17 protein-coding genes are annotated in these 18,582 nt (G+C 65.1%); 14 read left to right on the top strand and 3 right to left on the bottom strand.

Annotation, left to right across the window (positions count from 1 at the left end; translation table 11 throughout):
• Positions 1-10 precede the first annotated feature (10 nt).
• Positions 11-1,585, top strand: coding sequence for a cryptochrome/photolyase family protein (locus GRI47_RS02410; RefSeq protein WP_160659786.1), 1,575 nt, complete (start codon positions 11-13; stop codon positions 1,583-1,585).
• A 120-nt stretch (positions 1,586-1,705) separates the two neighbouring features.
• Entirely contained in the window at positions 1,706-3,085 is a 1,380-nt protein-coding gene (locus GRI47_RS02405) for an NAD-dependent succinate-semialdehyde dehydrogenase (protein WP_160659785.1), read from the top strand.
• Positions 3,086-3,183: 98 nt separating this feature from the next.
• On the opposite strand, the gene ada is transcribed toward GRI47_RS02405, so the two are convergent.
• The gene (gene ada / locus GRI47_RS02400; RefSeq protein WP_160659784.1) at positions 3,184-4,239 is read right to left on the bottom strand and encodes a bifunctional DNA-binding transcriptional regulator/O6-methylguanine-DNA methyltransferase Ada; all 1,056 of its coding nucleotides are present in this window, start codon (positions 4,237-4,239) and stop codon (positions 3,184-3,186) included.
• 83 nt (positions 4,240-4,322) lie between these two features.
• On the opposite strand from ada, the gene GRI47_RS02395 reads away from it, so the two are divergent.
• Positions 4,323-5,915 (top strand): S1C family serine protease, encoded by a 1,593-nt coding sequence (locus tag GRI47_RS02395; protein ID WP_160659783.1) that lies wholly within the window; start codon positions 4,323-4,325, stop codon positions 5,913-5,915.
• A 9-nt stretch (positions 5,916-5,924) separates the two neighbouring features.
• On the opposite strand, the gene GRI47_RS02390 is transcribed toward GRI47_RS02395, so the two are convergent.
• Positions 5,925-6,764, bottom strand: coding sequence for a TauD/TfdA dioxygenase family protein (locus tag GRI47_RS02390; RefSeq protein ID WP_160659782.1), 840 nt, complete (start codon positions 6,762-6,764; stop codon positions 5,925-5,927).
• A 204-nt stretch (positions 6,765-6,968) separates the two neighbouring features.
• On the opposite strand from GRI47_RS02390, the gene GRI47_RS02385 reads away from it, so the two are divergent.
• The 8 genes from GRI47_RS02385 to GRI47_RS02350 all read left to right on the top strand — a co-directional run bounded on the left by GRI47_RS02385 (position 6,969) and on the right by GRI47_RS02350 (position 13,927).
• The gene (locus GRI47_RS02385) at positions 6,969-7,523 is read left to right on the top strand and encodes a F0F1 ATP synthase subunit delta (RefSeq protein WP_160659781.1); all 555 of its coding nucleotides are present in this window, start codon (positions 6,969-6,971) and stop codon (positions 7,521-7,523) included.
• Between the two features lie 12 nt (positions 7,524-7,535).
• A complete protein-coding gene (gene atpA / locus GRI47_RS02380; protein WP_160659780.1) occupies positions 7,536-9,065 on the top strand; it encodes a F0F1 ATP synthase subunit alpha in 1,530 nt (509 codons plus the stop codon).
• Between the two features lie 110 nt (positions 9,066-9,175).
• Complete coding sequence (locus GRI47_RS02375; RefSeq protein WP_160659779.1) at positions 9,176-10,051, top strand: F0F1 ATP synthase subunit gamma; 876 nt, start codon at positions 9,176-9,178, stop codon at positions 10,049-10,051.
• A gap of 61 nt (positions 10,052-10,112) precedes the next feature.
• The gene (locus GRI47_RS02370; RefSeq protein ID WP_160659778.1) at positions 10,113-10,451 is read left to right on the top strand and encodes a hypothetical protein; all 339 of its coding nucleotides are present in this window, start codon (positions 10,113-10,115) and stop codon (positions 10,449-10,451) included.
• A gap of 45 nt (positions 10,452-10,496) precedes the next feature.
• On the top strand, positions 10,497-11,954 hold the full coding sequence (gene atpD / locus GRI47_RS02365) for a F0F1 ATP synthase subunit beta (RefSeq protein WP_160659777.1): 1,458 nt from the start codon (positions 10,497-10,499) through the stop codon (positions 11,952-11,954).
• Positions 11,954-12,136, top strand: a complete 183-nt coding sequence (locus GRI47_RS02360) for an eL24 family ribosomal protein (protein WP_160659776.1) — start codon at positions 11,954-11,956, stop codon at positions 12,134-12,136. The genes atpD and GRI47_RS02360 overlap by 1 nt, the downstream gene beginning before the upstream one ends.
• Position 12,137: 1 nt before the next feature.
• The gene (locus GRI47_RS02355; RefSeq protein WP_160659775.1) at positions 12,138-12,395 is read left to right on the top strand and encodes an ATP synthase F1 subunit epsilon; all 258 of its coding nucleotides are present in this window, start codon (positions 12,138-12,140) and stop codon (positions 12,393-12,395) included.
• 56 nt (positions 12,396-12,451) lie between these two features.
• Positions 12,452-13,927, top strand: coding sequence for an ArnT family glycosyltransferase (locus GRI47_RS02350; protein WP_160659774.1), 1,476 nt, complete (start codon positions 12,452-12,454; stop codon positions 13,925-13,927).
• Between the two features lie 16 nt (positions 13,928-13,943).
• Here GRI47_RS02350 and glmU read toward each other — a convergent pair whose 3' ends face one another.
• A complete protein-coding gene (gene glmU, locus GRI47_RS02345) occupies positions 13,944-15,305 on the bottom strand; it encodes a bifunctional UDP-N-acetylglucosamine diphosphorylase/glucosamine-1-phosphate N-acetyltransferase GlmU (protein WP_160659773.1) in 1,362 nt (453 codons plus the stop codon).
• A gap of 62 nt (positions 15,306-15,367) precedes the next feature.
• On the opposite strand from glmU, the gene GRI47_RS02340 reads away from it, so the two are divergent.
• From GRI47_RS02340 to GRI47_RS02330, 3 genes are all read left to right on the top strand, one after another.
• Complete coding sequence (locus tag GRI47_RS02340; RefSeq protein WP_160659772.1) at positions 15,368-16,063, top strand: HAD hydrolase-like protein; 696 nt, start codon at positions 15,368-15,370, stop codon at positions 16,061-16,063.
• Between the two features lie 146 nt (positions 16,064-16,209).
• Positions 16,210-17,139: an SDR family NAD(P)-dependent oxidoreductase gene (locus GRI47_RS02335; RefSeq protein WP_160659771.1), complete on the top strand. Its 930-nt coding sequence runs from the start codon at positions 16,210-16,212 to the stop codon at positions 17,137-17,139.
• Between the two features lie 71 nt (positions 17,140-17,210).
• On the top strand, positions 17,211-18,377 hold the full coding sequence (locus tag GRI47_RS02330) for a hypothetical protein (RefSeq protein WP_160659770.1): 1,167 nt from the start codon (positions 17,211-17,213) through the stop codon (positions 18,375-18,377).
• Positions 18,378-18,582: the final 205 nt, after the last annotated feature.

Below are 18,582 nucleotides of genomic sequence, written 5' to 3'. Positions count from 1 at the left end.
TTCTACGCGCATGGCATCTGACAGCACCGCCCCCGTCCTCGTCCCCATTCTTGGCGATCAGCTGACCCGTAATCTCGCCAGTCTGCGCGGGCGGACAAAGGACGACACCGTCATCCTGATGATGGAGGTCTGGGACGAGGCGACCTATGTCAGGCATCACAAGCAGAAGATCGTCCTGATCTTTTCCGCCATGCGCCACTTCGCCGCCGAGCTGGAGGATGCGGGCTGGACGGTCGATTACGTGAAGCTCGACGACGAGGACAACGCGGGCAGCTTCACCGGCGAAGTCGCCCGCGCGATCGAGCGGCATGATCCGCGGCTCGTCAGCGTGGTCGAAGCGGGCGAATGGCGGGTGCGCGAGGATATGGAGCAATGGGCGGACAAGTTCGCCTGCGAAGTCGAGATCCTGCGCGACGATCGCTTCATCTGCTCGCAGGCCGAGTTCGACGATTGGGCCGAGGATCGCGATGCCCTGAGAATGGAATTCTTCTATCGTGAGATGCGCCGCAAGACCGAGCTGCTGATGACCGACGAAGGCAAACCCGAAGGCGGCGAGTGGAATTACGACAGCGAGAACAGGAAGCCGCCCAAGGAAGGCCTCTCCGCACCCGAGCGCCCGAAATTCGAGCCCGACGAGATCACGCAAGCCTGCATCGCCCTTGTCGAGCAGCGCTTCGGCGACCATTTCGGCAGCCTCGAGAAATTCCGCTGGCCCGTCACGCGCGACGAGGCCGAGAAAGCCGCCGACGCCTTCTTCGCCGAGCGGATCGAGAAGTTCGGCCCCTATCAGGATGCGATGGTCGCGGGCGAGGACGATCTGTTCCATTCGATGCTGTCGACCAGCATCAATCTTGGTCTGCTCGACCCGCTGGAATTGTGCCAGCGCGCCGAACAATCCTATGAGGACCGCAAGGCGCCGTTGAACAGCGTCGAAGGCTTCATCCGCCAGCTGATCGGCTGGCGCGAATATATCCGCTGCTTCTACTGGCATCAGATGCCGCATCTGGAAAAGGCAAACGCCTTGAACGCCCAGCGCGGGTTGCCGGACTTCTACTGGACGGGGGAGACCGACATGGCCTGCCTCGCCGATTGCATCCGCTCGACGCGCGACAACGCCCATGCCCACCATATCCAGCGCCTGATGGTGCTCGGCAATTTCGCGCTGATCGCCGGGATCAATCCGCGCGAGGTGCAGGACTGGTATCTGGTCGTCTATGCCGACGCCTATCAATGGGTCGAACTGCCGAACGTGGCGGCGATGATCCTCTATGCCGATGGCGGCAAGCTCGCCAGCAAGCCCTACGCGGCAAGCGGAAACTACATCAACAAGATGTCGAACTATTGCTCGGACTGCACCTATTCGCCGCACAAGAAGACCGGCGAAGGCGCCTGCCCGTTCAATCCGCTCTACTGGCATTTCATGGACCGCCATCGCGATCGTCTGGAAAAGAACCACCGGATCGGGCGGATCTATTCGACCTGGGACCGGATGGATGCGGACAAAAGGCAGGACTATCTCGATAGCGCCGAGGCTTTCCTCGACACGCTGACTCCCGCGGACAGCAGCTGGGCGCGCAACGCGTAAACGAGCCAGCGCGGACACACGCCATTCCACCGCGCGAACGGGCCCGATTGCGTTGCGAAATGGAACCGATCGCCTGCCTCACCCCTTTCCTGTGTAACTCCAACAGGAAAGACCGCACTCATGGCAACCGTCACAACCGTCAATCCCGCCACCGGCGAGGACATCGAAACCTACACCCAGATCACCAAGGACGAGGCCTTCGCCAAGGTCGATGCCTGCCATCAGGCCTTCACCCAATGGAAGCTGCGCAGCCTCGAAGAGCGCGCCGAAATCATCAAGGGGATCGGCAAGGCGCTGCGCGACAACAAGGAAGACCTCGCCCAACTGATGACGGCCGAGGTCGGCAAGCTGATCGGCGACAGCCGCGACGAGGTCGATCTGTGCGCGGGCATCTGCGATTACACTGCCAAGACCGGCCCTGACGAACTGGCCGACGAGAAGCGCGACCCGAGCAACGCCGCGCGCGGCCTCGTCACCTATTCGCCGATCGGTGTCGTCTACGGCATCCAGCCGTGGAATTTCCCGTCCTACCAGGTCGTGCGCTATGCGATCGCCAGCCTGATGGCGGGCAATGGTGTGCTGTTGAAGCATTCCTCGCTCTGCATCGGCAGCGGGTTGATGCTGGAGAAGATTTTCAAGGAAGGCGGCCTTCCCGACGATCTCTTCACGGTGCTCGTCATCGACCACGACACATCGGACGAAATCATCGCGCATGACAAGGTGCGTGGCGTCACGCTGACCGGATCGGACGGTGCGGGCCGTCATGTCGCGGAAAAAGCCGCCAAGGTCATCAAGAAGACCGTGATGGAACTCGGCTCGAACGACGCCTATCTGGTGCTCGAAGACGCCGATATCGACCTCGCCACCAAGGTCTGTGCGCAGGCGCGGCTCTACAATAATGGCCAGACCTGCATCAACGGCAAGCGCTTCATCGTGACCGACAAGGTCTATGACGCCTTCCTCGAAAAGTTCGTTGCCCGCTTCGAGGGCGTGGAGACAGGCGATCCGACGAAGGAAGGGACCGATATGGGCCCGATGTCCTCGACCGATCAGCGCAAGGATCTGCACGAGCAGGTCGAAAAGTCGGTGTCGAAGGGCGCGAAGATCGCGTGTGGAGGCGAAATCCCCGATGGTCCGGGTGCGTTCTATCCCGCCACGGTCCTGACCGATGTCGAGCCCGGCCAGCCCGCCTATGACGACGAATTGTTTGGCCCCGTCGCCAGCGTGATCCGCGCGAAGGACGACGAGGATGCGATGAGGATCGCCAATGACAGCCGCTACGGCCTTGGCGGCGGCATCCTGTGCGGCGATACTGAACGTGCGATCGAACTGGCGTCGAAGCATTTCGACACCGGCATGGTCTATATCAACACCTATGGCGTCGCCGATCCGTCCATGCCGTTCGGCGGGGTGAAGGATTCGGGTTATGGCCGCGAACATGGCGGCTTTGGCGTGAAGGAGTTCGTCAACGCCAAGGCGATCTTCATCGGCAGCGATTGATTGCAATCTCCGGGGCGAGCATCCGTTCGGGATGATCCTGGACGACCTGCTCGCCCCGACCTACCGTTATGGTCCGAGCGCCGACGCGTAGGCGAGTATCAGGCCTGATCGGGCCTTTCCCTCTTAAGCAGCTCCGCCTTGATCTCGGTCCCATAGGCATAGCCGCCCAGCCCCCCGTCCGCCGCGATCACGCGGTGGCAGGGTATCAGGACCGCGACATGGTTCGCCCCGTTCGCCCCGCCTACCGCGCGGCTGGCCTTGGGGTTGCCGAGCGCCGCGGCCAGTTCGCCATAGCTGCGCGTTTCGCCCGGCGGGATGTCGCGAAGCGCTTGCCAGACGCGCTGCTGGAAGGCAGTGCCCATGACGTCGATCGGGATATCGGCGCCGGTGCCCGGCTGTTCGACCGCTTCGGTCACCCGATCGAACAGGGCGCGGAAATCCTCGCCCGCCGCGACCAGATCGGCCTTGGGGAAGCGGGCGCGCAAATCCGCCTCGCCTTCCCCGAAGGCAAGGCAGCATACGCCCCTGTCGGTCGCCGCGACGAGCATGGGGCCAAAGCTCGTCTCGATAACGCTCCAGGAAATCGTCACGCCCTTGCCTCCCGCCTGCCAGTCGCTCGCTCGCATCCCCAATCGTCCTTTCACATCGGCATAGAAACGGCTCGGCGCATCATAGCCCGCCGCATAGATCGCATCGGTGACCGTGCCCGCCCCCGACAGCGCGCCGCGCGCTCGTTCCTCGCGAAGCGCCCTCGCATAGGCGGCGGGCGACATCCCGGTCGATCGCAGGAACAGGCGCTGGAAATGCGCAGGCGAATAGCCGACCGCGTCCGCCAGTTCGCCTAGCGAGGGAACGGCGTCGCCCGCCTTCGCCGCAGCCTTGATCGTGTCGATCGCAGCGCGCACCGCCGCATCCTCGCGGCTGATCTGGTCGGGCGCGCAGCGTTTGCAGGCCCTGAGGCCCGCCCCTTCGGCCTCGATCGGCGTGGCATAGAAGCGGACGTTTTCCCGCTTTGGCGCGCGCGCCGGGCAGGAGGGGCGGCAATAGATCCCGGTCGAGTGCACACCTGTGACGAAGTGCCCGTCATAGGCACGGTCCTTCGCCAGCGCGATGCGCCAGCGATCGTCGTCGGTCAGGAAGGTCGATTGGGTCATGGGACAAGGGTGTTAGGCCTTACAGGCAGACTGCGCATCCCGAAGCTTGCGGTCAATGTCCGCCGAAGGGTAAGGCCCCGCCGATGGCTCGCCTTCTCGCCCTTGCCGCCTGCCTCTGCGCCCTTCTTGCGGCGTTGCCCGCCCCGGCGCTGGCCGAGCCCGCCGATATCGACGCCGCCGCGCGCGGCGTGGTGCGCGTGGTCATTATCGGGACCGAGGATACGCCCGATGGCGCGGAGGTCTTTCCGATCGGCCACGGAACCGGCTGGGCGGTCGCGCCCGACCGGATCGTGACCAACGCCCATGTCGTGCGCGACGCGATGATGGATGACAGCCTGCGGATCGGGATCGTGCCGTCGGACGGGGCGGATGCAGGCTATGCCGAGATCGTCGCCGCCGATCCGCGCAGCGACCTCGCTCTGCTGCGCATCACCAGTGGATTGCGCTTGCCACCGCTTACGATGGCGAGCGGGCCGGTATCGGACAGCGGCGAAGCCTTCGCGGTCGGCTATCCGATGAATGTCGACCGGGCGCAGGGGCTGGAGATCGGCGACATCTTCAGGAGCCAGCCCCCGGTGAAGAGCCGCGGTTTTCTTGCCGGAATGCGGCCCAGCCGCAATTTCGACACCGTGCTCCACACCGCGCCCATCGCGCGCGGCAATTCGGGCGGGCCTCTGCTGGACGGATGCGGGCGCGTGCTCGGCGTCAACAGCTTCGGTGCCGATTCGGGGGGATCGGATGCGGAGTTCTTCTTCGCCGTCTCGAATCGAGAGGTCATCCCGTTCCTGCGCGCCCACGGCGTCACTGCGCGCACCAACGACACCGCTTGCCGCAGCCTCACCGAGCTGGAAGATGACGAGCGCGAGCGGCTGGAGCGGGAACAGGCGCTCGCCCGCCAGGACATGGCCGCCCGCAGCGAGCAGGAGCGCGAGCGATTGACCCGCGCGCGCTTCGAGGCCGAGATGCAGGTCCGCGACGAGCGTGACGACCGGTTGCTGGCGAGCATCGTGCTGCTGCTGATCGGGGCGGGTGCGATCTGGTGGGCGTTCGAGAAGCGCCGCGTGCCCGAGCCGAGCGAAGACCACCCGAATCCCAGCGCCTGGCCCGTCCCCAATCGCATTGCTCTTGCCGCGGGCGGCGGTGCGATCGTCGTCGCCCTGCTCGTCCATTTCACCCGCCCCGGGATCGACGAAATCGACCGGCGGGTCGCGAGTGTCATGCAGGGGCGCGATACAGGCGAGGCCGCCGATCCCGCAAAGACAGCGACCGAAAGGCGCACTTTCCTCTGCCGTCTCGATCCGCAGCGCAGCCGCGTCACCAATGCGGAAACCGGCGATGTGCGCTTCGAATGGTCACCGGCCGGCTGCGTCAACGGGCGCACGCAATATGGCGTATCCGGCGGGACGTGGTCGCGCGTGCTGGTGCCGAATGACGAGATGGCGGTCTCGGTCAACAGCTTCGACCCGGACCGCGCGGTGTTCCGCACCGAACGCTATCTCCTCTCGCGCGACGCGATGAGCAAGGCCCGCAGCGCACGCGGCGAATACAGCGCACCGAGCTGTGAGGCCAAGGGCGCCGCGACCCAGCTCGGCGAAATGCAGAGCGGCGTGCTCGCGGCCCTGCCCTCCAACCCGAACGAGCGGCTGGTCTATGACTGCGAGCCCGTCAGGGATTGACCGCGCGGCCTAGGCCGCCAGCTTCTCGCCCGTCAGCGTGATCCGGTGCATCTCGCGGGCGTGGCCGTGATAGTCGTTCAGCGCATTGTGCCAAGTGGTGCGATTGTCCCAGATCGTGACCGTGCCCGGTTCCCACACCACGCGGGCATGATGCGCGGGGTTGCGGGCCTCCGCGAACAGTTTTTCGAGCAGCGGCAGACTGTCCGCGCGGCTTCGTCCCGCGATCGTGACGGTGAAGGACGGATTGACGTAAAGCAGCTTGCGCCCGGTGCTCGGGTGGCGGACCACGACAGGGTGAGTAGCGCCGGTGGTCAGATCCTGCCCGCGCAATTCGCCGCCGATATCGGTCTGGGCGTAGATGCCGCCTTCCTTATAGACGTGGTCGGCGGTGTGAAACGCCTCCAGCCCCTCGATCTCGCGCTTCGTATCCTCGTCCAGCGCATCATAGGCCGCGCCCATGTGGGCGAACAGCGTGTCGCCTCCCTTAGGCGGGAGAATGCGGGCGACGAGGATCGATCCCATCGCGGGCACCTGATCGTAGCTGTGATCGGTGTGCCAGGCGCCGCCGATATTGGTTTCCTGCCCGGCGGCCTTGCGCACCACCGCGATTTCGGGATGCGCGTCGGTCAGCGGAAAATAATTGTTGATGTCGATCCCGCCCCATCGTTTCGCCAGCTCGATATGCTCTTCGGGTGAGAGCGCCTGATCGCGAAACACCGCGACTCCGTGTTCGAACACCGCCCGGCGAATCGCATCCAGCGTCTCGTCTTCCGCCTCGGCCAGCCGGATATCGTGGATTGTGACGCCGCATTGCGGCGCCAGGGGCTCACTCTTCAGATCGACGGCCATCCTCTCTCTCCTTTTATAAGGAGGTTCTACAGCATCGCTGGTGGCGCGCATAGCCGCGCACCTTCGAACGGCAGGGACAGCCGGTTGCCAATTCGCGGGCCCGGTGCTAGTCGCGCGCCAGCCTGGCCCGGATGGCATCGTTCCACTCGACACGGCCCGGTTTTCGCATCGGTAATTTTCCGTCACCCGAGAGGACGAGAGCGCGTGGAGACTTCCGCCGGTATACAGGCAAGCCTTGCAGGGCGCTATGCGTCGGCCCTGTTCGATCTGGCGAGCGAGGCCGGGACCGTGACTGCGGTCGAATCGGACCTGGACAAGCTGGAGGCCGGCCTTTCCGAATCGTCCGAACTGGCCATGCTGACGACCAGCCCCAAGGTCTCGCGCGATGCCGCGAAGAAGGCGCTGTGGGGCGTTGCCGCCATCATGGGGCTGAGCGAGCTGACCCAGAATTTCCTCGGCACGCTGGCGCAGAATCGCCGCCTGTCGAAGCTGCCCGACATCATCCGCTCCTTCCGCTCGATCGCCGCCGCCCAGCGGGGTGAGGTCAGCGCCGAAGTCGCCAGCGCCCACGCTCTCACCGATGCGCAGCTCGACCAGTTGAAGGCCAAGCTCACGCAGCGCGAGGGCCGGACTGTCAAACTCACCAGCAAGGTCGATCCCGACCTGCTCGGTGGCCTCGTGGTCACCATCGGATCGAAGCGGATCGACGGCTCGATCCGCACCCGTCTCAATTCGCTTTCCCAGGCAATGAAGGCCTAAAGGACTTACATCATGGATATCCGCGCCGCAGAAATCTCCAAGGTCATCAAGGACCAGATCGCCAATTTCGGCACCGAAGCCGAAGTCAGCGAAGTCGGCACCGTGCTGAGCGTGGGTGACGGGATCGCCCGCATCCACGGCCTCGACAAGGTGCAGGCCGGCGAGATGATCGAATTCGCCAACGGCGTTCAGGGCATGGCGCTGAACCTCGAAGCCGACAATGTCGGCGCGGTGATCTTCGGGTCGGACAACGACATCAAGGAAGGCGACACGGTCAAGCGCACGCAGACCATCGTCGACGTTCCCGTCGGCAAGGCCCTGCTCGGCCGCGTGGTCGACGCGCTCGGCAATCCGATCGACGGCAAGGGCCCGATCGCGACCACCGAACGCCGCCTGGTCGAACAGAAGGCGCCCGGCATCATCCCGCGCGAATCGGTCAGCGAACCGGTCCAGTCCGGCCTCAAGGCGATCGACGCGCTCGTGCCCGTGGGTCGCGGCCAGCGCGAACTGATCATCGGCGACCGTCAGACCGGCAAGAGCGCGGTGGCGATCGACACCTTCATCAACCAGCGCGAAAACAACCAGTCGGACGACGAGAAGAAGAAGCTCTACTGCATCTACGTCGCCGTCGGCCAGAAGCGGTCGACCGTCGCGCAGATCGTCAAGAGCCTCGAGGAAAACGGCGCGATGGATTACACCATCGTGGTCGCCGCGACCGCTTCGGAGCCCGCTCCGCTTCAGTATCTCGCGCCCTATACCGGCGCCGCGATGGGTGAGTTCTTCCGCGATAACGGTATGCACGCCGTGATCGTCTATGATGACCTCTCCAAGCAGGCCGTCGCCTATCGCCAGATGTCGCTGCTCCTTCGCCGCCCGCCGGGCCGTGAAGCCTATCCGGGCGACGTGTTCTACCTCCACAGCCGCCTGCTCGAGCGTGCGGCGAAGATGAACGAGAGCGAAGGCGGCGGCTCGCTGACCGCGCTGCCGATCATCGAAACGCAGGCGGGCGACGTGTCGGCCTATATTCCCACCAACGTGATCTCGATTACGGACGGGCAGATCTTCCTCGAAACGGACCTGTTCTATCAGGGTATCCGTCCGGCCATCAACGTCGGCCTGTCGGTCAGCCGCGTCGGCGGTGCCGCGCAGACCAAGGCGATGAAGAAGGTCGCCGGCTCGATGAAGCTGGACCTCGCGCAGTACCGCGAAATGGCCGCCTTCGCGCAGTTCGGCTCGGACCTCGACGCCGCGACGCAGAAGCTCCTCAATCGCGGTGCGCGCCTGACCGAGCTTTTGAAGCAGCGCCAGTTCTCGCCCATGCCGGTGGAAGAGCAGGTCGTGTCGATCTATGCGGGCACGAACGGGTATCTCGACAAGATCGAGACCAGCCGCGTGACCGAATACGAAGCCGCCATGCTGAGCTATATGCGCAGCGAACACGCCGACGTGCTGGAGACGATCCGCACCACCGGCAAGTTCGAGGACGACACCAAGAGCAAGGTGGTGAGCGCGCTCGACACCTTCGCCAAGCAGTTCGCCTGATTTGTATCGCCGTCATCCCGGCGAAAGCCGGGATCTCGTGCCGCCAGGTACGATCCTAGTGGAAAGAGACCTCGGCCTTCGCCGGGGTGACGAAATGGAGAGTTGGTAGAGTGGCTTCACTCAAGGAACTCAAGGGCCGGATCAACTCGGTCAAGTCGACCCAGAAGATCACCAAGGCCAAGCAGATGGTCGCGGCGGCCAAGCTGCGCCGTGCCCAGGCCGCGGCCGAAGCGGCGCGTCCGTATTCGGAGCGGCTCGCGGGCGTCATGGCCAGCCTCGCCTCGCGCATTTCGGGCGGCTCCGCCCCGCGCCTGCTGGCGGGCACCGGCATGGACAAGCGCCACCTGCTGGTCGTCGTCAACACCGACAAGGGCCTGTGCGGCGGTCTCAACGCCAACATCGTCAAGGCGGCCAAGAACAAGGCGAAGGCCCTGCTCGCGGAGGGCAAGGACGTGCAGTTCTACCTCGTCGGCAAGAAAGGCCGCGCCCCGATCAAGCGCGACTATGCCGACCGGATCGAGAAGCATTTCGACACCAGCGAGGTCCGCACGCCCGGTTTCGACGAGGCCGAAGCGATCGCCGACGATCTGATCGAACGCTTCGAAAAGGGCGAATTCGACGTCGCCCACCTCGTCTACCCGGTGTTCCAGAGCGCGCTCGTCCAGGACCCGACGGTCGACCAGCTGATCCCCGTCCCCTCGATCGAAACCGACGCACCGAAAGCCGGTGACGCCGTGGTCGAATACGAGCCGGACGAGGAGGGCATCCTTGAGGAATTGCTGCCCCGCTACGTCAAGACGCAGCTGTTCGGCGCGCTTCTCGAACGCGAAGCGAGCGAACAGGGCGCCTCGATGACCGCGATGGACAACGCCACGCGCAATGCGGGCGATCTGATCAAGGATCTGACCATCCAGTACAACCGCAGCCGCCAGGCCGCGATCACGACCGAACTGATCGAAATCATCGCCGGGGCGGAAGCGCTCTAGGCCAGATATCAACGGGCGCTCTCTCCCCCCCGAAGGGCACCCCACACAGGACTTCGAACACGTGAAAAAGCTCGCTTACATCCTCCCGCTCTTCCTCCTCGCCGCCTGTGGCGAAGAGCCCGCGCCGCAGCCGGTCGACGGGGCCGCCGCTCCGGTTGCCGAGGCGACGCCTTCGCTGCCCGCGCCCGATCAGGATCTCTTCACCGCGAAATATGCCGAAGCCTGCCCCGAGGACGAGGCGGTCAACACCGCGGTCTGCAAGCGCGCCGGGCTTGGCTCGGATGACGTGATCTGCGAATTCGGCCTCGGCGAAGACGAATATCTGCGCAATTCCGCGACCCTTACCGCCGGTGACGGCGAATGGGTCTTCGCCGAACCGGACAATGTCTGCGTCGGCTGACGCGCCCCCGTTCAAGCATTTCAGGACCAAGTCAGGATAGACATCATGGCCACCGCACCCGTACTCAACCAGTCGCCTAACGGCACGATTTCCCAGGTCATCGGCGCCGTCGTCGACGTCGCTTTCGAAAGCGAACTGCCGCCGATCCTGACCGCGCTCGAAACGAAGAACGGCGCCAATACGCTGGTTCTCGAAGTCGCCCAGCACCTCGGCGAAAACACCGTGCGCACCATCGCGATGGATGGGACGGACGGGCTCGTGCGTGGGCAGGAAGTCGTCAATACGGGCGCGCAGATCAGCGTTCCGGTCGGCCCCAAGACCCTGGGCCGCATCATGAACGTGGTCGGCGAAGCGATCGACGAGCGCGGCCCCATCGGTGCCGAGCAGACCGCCCCGATCCATGCCGAGGCGCCGCTCTTCGTCGACCAGTCGACCGAAGCGGCCATCCTCGTCACCGGCATCAAGGTGATCGACCTCCTCGCCCCTTACGCCAAGGGCGGCAAGATCGGCCTGTTCGGCGGCGCGGGCGTCGGCAAGACCGTGCTGATCCAGGAACTGATCAACAACATCGCCAAGGGCCATGGCGGCGTGTCCGTCTTCGCGGGCGTGGGCGAGCGTACCCGTGAAGGCAACGATCTCTACCACGAATTCCTCGACGCGGGCGTCATCGCCAAGGACGCGGATGGCAATGCGATCTCGGAAGGCTCCAAGGTGGCGCTCGTCTTCGGCCAGATGAACGAGCCGCCGGGCGCGCGTGCCCGCGTCGCCCTGTCGGGCCTCACCATGGCGGAATATTTCCGCGACCAGGAAGGCCAGGACGTCCTGTTCTTCGTCGACAACATCTTCCGCTTCACCCAGGCCGGTTCGGAAGTGTCGGCGCTGCTCGGCCGCATCCCGTCGGCGGTGGGCTATCAGCCCACGCTCGCAACCGACATGGGCAACCTTCAGGAGCGCATCACCTCGACCAATAAGGGCTCGATCACTTCGGTGCAGGCGATCTACGTGCCCGCGGACGATTTGACCGACCCGGCGCCCGCCACCTCCTTCGCCCACTTGGACGCGACCACCACGCTGAACCGCGCGATCTCCGAACTCGGCATCTATCCGGCGGTGGACCCGCTCGATTCGACCAGCCGCGTGCTCGAACCGCGCGTCGTGGGCCAGGAGCATTACGAGACCGCCCGCCGCGTTCAGGAAACCCTGCAGAAGTACAAGTCGCTTCAGGACATCATCGCCATTCTCGGCATGGACGAGCTGTCGGAAGAGGATAAGCTGACGGTCGCGCGTGCGCGCAAGATCCAGAAATTCCTCAGCCAGCCCTTCCACGTCGCCGAGGTCTTCACCAACATTCCGGGCCAGTTCGTGCAGCTCGAAGACACGGTGAAGAGCTTCAAGGCGGTGGTCGACGGCGAATACGATCACCTTCCCGAAGCCGCCTTCTACATGGTCGGCGGCATCGATCAGGCGATCGAAAAGGCCAAGAAGCTCGCGGAAGACGCCTGATGACCGGACAGCCCGACCTTGCGGATTGCGTCAACGACGTGTGTCCCTGGTCGGGCAAGCCGGTAGCGGCCAACAGCCTGACCCGATATCGCGGCAAGGTGGTCGGCTTCTGCAACCCAGCTTGCCGAGACAAATTCGATCGCGCCGTCGGCGATTTCGACGCGGCTATCGACAGGAACTGATATGCCCCTTCATTTTGAACTCGTGACCCCCGCCAAGCTCGTCCGTTCGGAAGAGGTGCACATGGTCGTCGTGCCCGGCACCGAGGGCGAATTCGGCGTGCTCGAAGGCCATGCGCCCTTCATGTCGACGATCCGTGACGGTGCGGTTCAGGTCTACAAGACCGAGGGTGGATCGCCCGAGACGATCGAAGTGCGCGGCGGGTTCGCCGAAGTCGGCGAAAAGGGGCTGACCGTCCTCGCCGAACACGTCGAGGGCTGATCCCCCGACCGGGGGCGCACACCGCTCCTTAACCATGATCGGGCATGGCGGCAGCGATGACCGCACTGCGTGCCCTTCCCCTGACTGCATCACAGGCTCGTGGCGAGGCGCGCTGGTTCGCGCCCGTGATCCTGGCGCTCATGGTCGTCGCGACTCGGGCGATCTGGCTCGGCGATCCGGCGGCGGATTATGATGAGCAGCTCTATTCGCTGATCGGCCTACGCTGGCTCGACGGGGCCTTGCCCTATGCGGATCTGTGGGATCGCAAGCCAGCCGGCCTGTTCGCGCTTTTCGCTGTCGCCCATGCGATCGGCGGCCCGGCGCCCGTGGCCTATCAGGTCATGGCGATGGGCTTCACGCTTGCGGGCAGCCTGCTCCTATACGCCCTCGCAAGGCCGCTCGCCGATCGTTGGGGGGCTTTGCTGGCAGGCAGCGCCTATCCGATCATGCTGCCGCTCTATGGCAGTCATGCCGGGCAGAGCGAGGTGTTCTTCCTCCCGCTATTGCTCGGCGCGCTCTATCTCCTGACGGGAGATCGGCGGCATCTGGGTTTCGGACGCGCGGCTACGGCGATGCTGCTCGGCGGGCTTGCCTTACAGGTCAAGTATACCGCCCTGCCCGTCTGCGCGGCTCTGGGCGGTTTGGCGCTTTATCGATTGCACCGCCAGGGGCCGAAGCCCTCGGCTTTGCTGCGCTACGCTATGCTGTTCGCCGCGATCGGCATCGCGCCCACCATGATAGCAGCCACGATCTTTTTCTCTCTCGGCGCGGGCGAGGCCTTTTGGTGGGCCAATTTCGGCTCGTTCTTCTTGCGCGAAGGCGCGGGGCGCTGGCGCGGCGACTTGCCGATCGCCCTTTTGCCGGTCGTCGTGCCTGCCCTGCTCGGCCTGTGGGCGGCGCTGCGGCTGGCCCCGCCGCGCGATGGTGCGCTCTATGCGAGCTATGCGGTCTTTGCCGCCGGTCTGGTCGGAACGGTCTTCCTGCCGGGTACGCTTTATCTCTATTATCTGGCGGCGCTGGTTCCGGCCTCGCTTCTGCTCGCCCTTCCTCTGTTCGCCTCGCCCAGACCCCTCGCGCGCGGCATGGTGCTGCTGATGTTCGGCTTCTACGCGCTGTTCTATGTCGGGCTCGACCAGGCGGGCAAAAGCGCGCAGCGGCGCGCGAGCGTGGGCCACCTGACGCAGGCCATCGCCCCGCTGGTCGATCGAAACGGGGAATGCCTGTGGATTTTCGACGGGCCGAGCGTGCTCTATACGCGCACGAATAGCTGCATCCCGACCCGCTTCGTCTATCCCGATCATCTCAACAACGCGCTCGAGACAAACGCGCTGGGCGTGGATCAGACGGCGGAGGTGGCACGCATCCTGGCCACACGGCCGCCGGTCATCGTCACGGCCAGCGATCCGCTGACCCGTCAGAACGCGGCGGCCCGGAAGCTGGTCGCAAACGCCCTCAAACGCGATTACGAACCGCTGGCGAACGCCGAATTGGGCAAGCGGACGGTCCGAGCCTGGCGCAGGCGGGCGCGCTGACCCGCAGGCGCAAGGGTTATCCCTTCTTCGCCGCCTTCTTCTTGCGCATCGCATCGTGGAAGCGGTCGGCCCAGCCGGGCTTCACGATCTGCTCGCCCCGCACCATGCGAAGGTCGCCATCGGCCACGTCGCGGCTGACCGTGCTGCCCGCCGCCACGATCGCGTCACGCCCGATCCTGACCGGCGCGATCAGCGCGCTGTTCGATCCGATGAAGGCGCCCTCGCCGATTTCGGTCCGGTATTTGAAATAGCCGTCGTAATTGCAGGTGATCGTGCCCGCACCGATATTGGCGCGCGCACCGACCTCCGCATCGCCCAAATAGGTCAGATGGCTGGCCTTGGCCCCTTCGCCCAGATGGGCGTTCTTCATCTCGACGAAATTGCCGACGAAGCTGTCCTTCGCCATAACCGCTCCGGGGCGGAGGCGCGCATAGGGGCCGACCTGCGCCTTTTCGCCCACGCTCGCACCCTCGATATGGCTGAAGCTCTTGATATGCGCGCCATCCGCCACGGTGACGCCGGGGCCGAACACGACATTCGGATCGACCGTGACATCGCGCCCCAAATGCGTGTCCCAGCTGAAGAACACGGTGTCGGGCGCGCGCAGGGTGACGCCTTCCGCCATCCAGTGCTCGCGCTGCTCCGCCTGCCAGAGCGCTTCCGCCGCGGCGAGTTCCCCGCGCGAATTGATCCCGGCGACCTCGCCCGGATCGCGCGCGGTGACGGCGGCGCAAATGTCCCCGTCCGCGATGGCGATGTTGACGATATCGGGGAGGTAATATTCGCCCTGCGCGTTGTCGTTGCCGACCCGGTCGAGAAGGGCGAACATATCCTCGGCTCGCGCGGCCATCAGGCCCGAATTGCACAGGCGGCAGGTGCGCTCGTCCTCGCTCGCATCCTTGAATTCGACCATCTTGGCGATCCGGCCCGCATCGTCGGCGATCACGCGGCCATAGGCGAGCGCATCGTCCGGTTCGAAGCCCAGCACCACGACCTTGGGCGCGTCCGCCTCGTGCAACCGATCGAGCATGGCCTGCATGGTCTCGCCGCGCACGAAGGGCACGTCGCCATAAAGGACCAGCACGTCTCCGCTAAAGCCCGACAGCCGCTCCTGCGCCTGCTGGACCGCGTGGCCGGTGCCGAGCTGGGGTTCCTGGAGGCAGGTATCCGCCGCATCGCCGACCGCGCTTTCGACCTGATCGCGCCCCGCGCCCACGACGACGACCTGCTTTTTCGGCCCCAGGGCTTCGACGCTGGCCATCAGATGCTTCAGCATCGGACGCCCGGCGATGGGGTGCAGGACCTTGTGAAGGTCGCTCTTCATGCGGGTGCCCTTGCCCGCGGCGAGGATGACGGCGGCGAAATCGTGTTGGCTCATGGGAATGCGCCTTGCCACGACACGCTTGCGGTTTGAAGGCGCATCCTGCACCGATCCGCAGTATGAGCGATTTTCCTTTCGACATCGTCTGCTTCGACCTCGACGGCACTCTCCTCGAAACCCATCGCGACCTCGGCACGGCGGTCAATCACGCGCTGACATTGGGCGGTTTCGCCACGGTGCCGGTCGAAAGCGCGAAGGACCTGATCGGCGGCGGCGCGAAGGCGATGTTGAAACAGGCGGTGGATGCGCAGACCAAGGGCGATGGCGCACTCGACCGCGATGCGTTCAAGCGGCTCTACAAGGCCATGCTCGCCTATTACGGCGAGCATTACGCGGTCCACACCCGCCCCTATCCCGGCGTGATCGAAACGCTCGACGCGCTCGAAAAACGGGGCGTGCGCCTCGCTGTGGTGACCAACAAGTTCCAATCCTTCGCGGGCGGCGTCCTGTCGTCGCTCGACCTGATCGACCGGTTCGACTGCGTGATCGGCGGCGACAGTCTCGGCAAGGGGGAGGACGGGGAATACCGCGCCAAGCCGCTACCCGACCCCATCTTGGCGGCGCAGGAGCGCTGCGGCGGCGGATCGCTGGTCTATATCGGCGACAGCAGTTACGATCGCGACGCGGCGCGCGCTGCCAAGGTGCTCTTCATCGCCGCCTGTTACGGCTATTGCGACCTCACCGCCGAACAGTTCGGCGCCGACGCCCTGATCCAGTCGATGGACGAACTGGTCCCGGCGATCGAGAGTTTTTGACGCGCGATTCGCACCGCAAACGCGTCCAATAGCTCGTCCCGCCCCTACGGCATCGCGCCCTGCCGTGTGACCTGTTGCCAGCGCGCGGCGCGCATGGCATTCCGCTGCCCAGATTGACCTTAACGTAAACGACAACGGAGAGCCGCATGAGCATCGACTTCAAGGACAAGGTAGCCATCGTCACCGGGGCGGGCGGCGGATTGGGCCGCGAATATGCGCTCGAACTCGCCAAGCGCGGCGCCAAGGTCGTCGTCAACGATCTCGGCGGATCGCGCGACGGCACCGGCACGTCGGACGCGGCGGCCAAGGTGGTCGAGGAAATCGAAAAGGCGGGCGGTGAAGCCATCGCCAACGGCGCCTCGGTCACCGAATACGACCAGATGGAAAAGATGGTCGCGGACGCCAAGCAGAAGTGGGGCGGCGTCCATGTCCTCATCAACAATGCCGGCGTCCTGCGCGACAAGAGCTTCGCCAAGATGGAACCGGCGGATTTCGACTTCGTCGTGAAGGTCCACCTTCTCGGCAGCGCCAATGCCACCAAGGCGGCGTGGGAGACCATGCGCGAACAGGCCTATGGCCGCGTGCTGATGACTGCGAGCTCCACCGGCCTGTTCGGCAATTTCGGCCAGGCCAATTACGGCGCGGCCAAGCTCGGCCTGGCCGGGCTGACCAAGACGCTCTATCTCGAAGGGGCGAAATACAACATCAAGGTCAACACGCTTTCGCCCGTCGCGGGCACGCGCATGACCGAGGATCTGTTCCCCGAACAGGCCTTCGAACTGTTCGATCCGGTCAACGTGGTCCCCGCCGCACTGTTCCTCGTCAGCGAGGATGCGCCGACCAACGCCATCGTCGGCGCGGGTGCGGGCGGTTTCCACAGCGCTTGGACCGTGATGAACGATGCGGTCTGGCTGCCTGAAGACCAGCGCACGGTCGAAGGCTTTGCCGAGAACTGGGACAAGATCAGCGACTTCTCGAACCTGAAGGCGCCGCAGAGCGGGTCCGAACAGTCGGGCGCGATCCTGACCGCGATGCAGAAGGTCACCGGCACCGGGCCCAGCTCGGCGCGCGGCTGATCCACCAAGCGTATTGACTGAATAACACACCGGGCGTAGCTTCACCCCTTCAACAGGGTAGGAGCCGTCCGGTGTATTCAGAAGAGGACCTCAATTCCGCCGTCACCGCCGGAGCGCTCAGCGCCGAAGCGGCGGCTTCGTTCCGGGCGCATATGACGCAGGTGCGCGAAATGCCGCGGGGGGACGAAGAGAACTTCCGGCTGATCAACAGCTTCAACGACATCTTCGTGGCGATCGGCGTGATCATCATGCTGGTCGCGGCGGGTGCGATCGGGCAGGCGATCGCGAGTGCCTTCGCCCCCGTACCCCAGATCTGGGACCTCACCAGCGAGCCGACCGAAGCGCAACTCGCCGCCTGGTCCGCCGCCTCCGAATGGCAGAGCGCGCTCACGACCCTGTTTGCCGGGGCTCTGATCGCCGCGACCGCCTGGCCACTATCCGAATTCTTCACCCGGCGCCGGCGGATGGCGCTGCCCAGCATCATCCTGCTGCTCGCTTTCGTCGGCGGGTGTTTCGCGGGCGCGTTGGGCATCGGCCTGTCGCTGGGCGCCATGGACAATGAGAGCACCGGCGCCCTCTTCGTCGCCGGGGCTGGCGTGCTGGCCGCCGGGGGAGCCTGGCTGCACTGGAAGCGCTTCATGGTGCCGATCACTGTCGCAGCCGGGGCGGCTGCTGCGGCCGTGACGGTGATCGCATTGATCGTATCGCTGCTTTACGGCCCACTGGGACTGAACGAAGAAACGGTCGGCGATGCCTTGCTGGCACTGACCTTCGGCATGGGTCTCGGCGTGTTCGCCTTCGCGATGCGGTGGGATATGTCGGACCGCGAGCGCACCACGCGCCGCAGCGATGTCGCGTTCTGGCTGCACCTGCTCGCTGCCCCGATGATCGCGCATCCCGTCTTCTATTCGCTCGGCGTGATGGAAGGGGGCGATCAGGTAGGCGTGGCCGAGGCGGTCGGCGTGCTGGCGATCTATGTCCTGTTCGGCCTCGTCGCGCTGGCGATCGACCGGCGGGCCTTGCTCGTATCCGCCCTCGCCTACGTCCTCGTGGCGCTCGCCTTCCTGTTCGACCGCTTCGGCGCGGTGGAGCTGACCTTCGCGCTGACGGCGCTGGTGATCGGGTCGGCGCTGCTCAGCCTGTCCGCCTTCTGGACGCCGATCCGCAACCGGGTGGTCGCGGGTCTGCCCAATGGCTGGCAGACGCGGGTTCCGGTCGCGGGTGTGGTCCCCGGCTGAGGAGGACGGGCCGGGGCGCGTGTCCCGGCCTTTGTTCTGCGATTCGGTTTCTCGCAGAGACGCAGAGGGAAGAGAGACACGGAGAAAGTGCATTCTCGCGGCGAAGCAGCTTTGTGCTTCCGGCCTTCGATTTGGTTGGATGGATTGAGTGAAAGTGCGGCTGCGCCGCGGACGCACCTTCCTCTGCGTCTCCCTTCCCTCCGCG

The sequence above is a fragment of the Qipengyuania pelagi genome, from assembly GCF_009827295.1.
GTDB lineage: Bacteria > Pseudomonadota > Alphaproteobacteria > Sphingomonadales > Sphingomonadaceae > Qipengyuania > Qipengyuania pelagi.
Note: the sequence above shows the minus strand (reverse complement) of the source record. Positions and strands in the feature narration are given on the sequence as shown.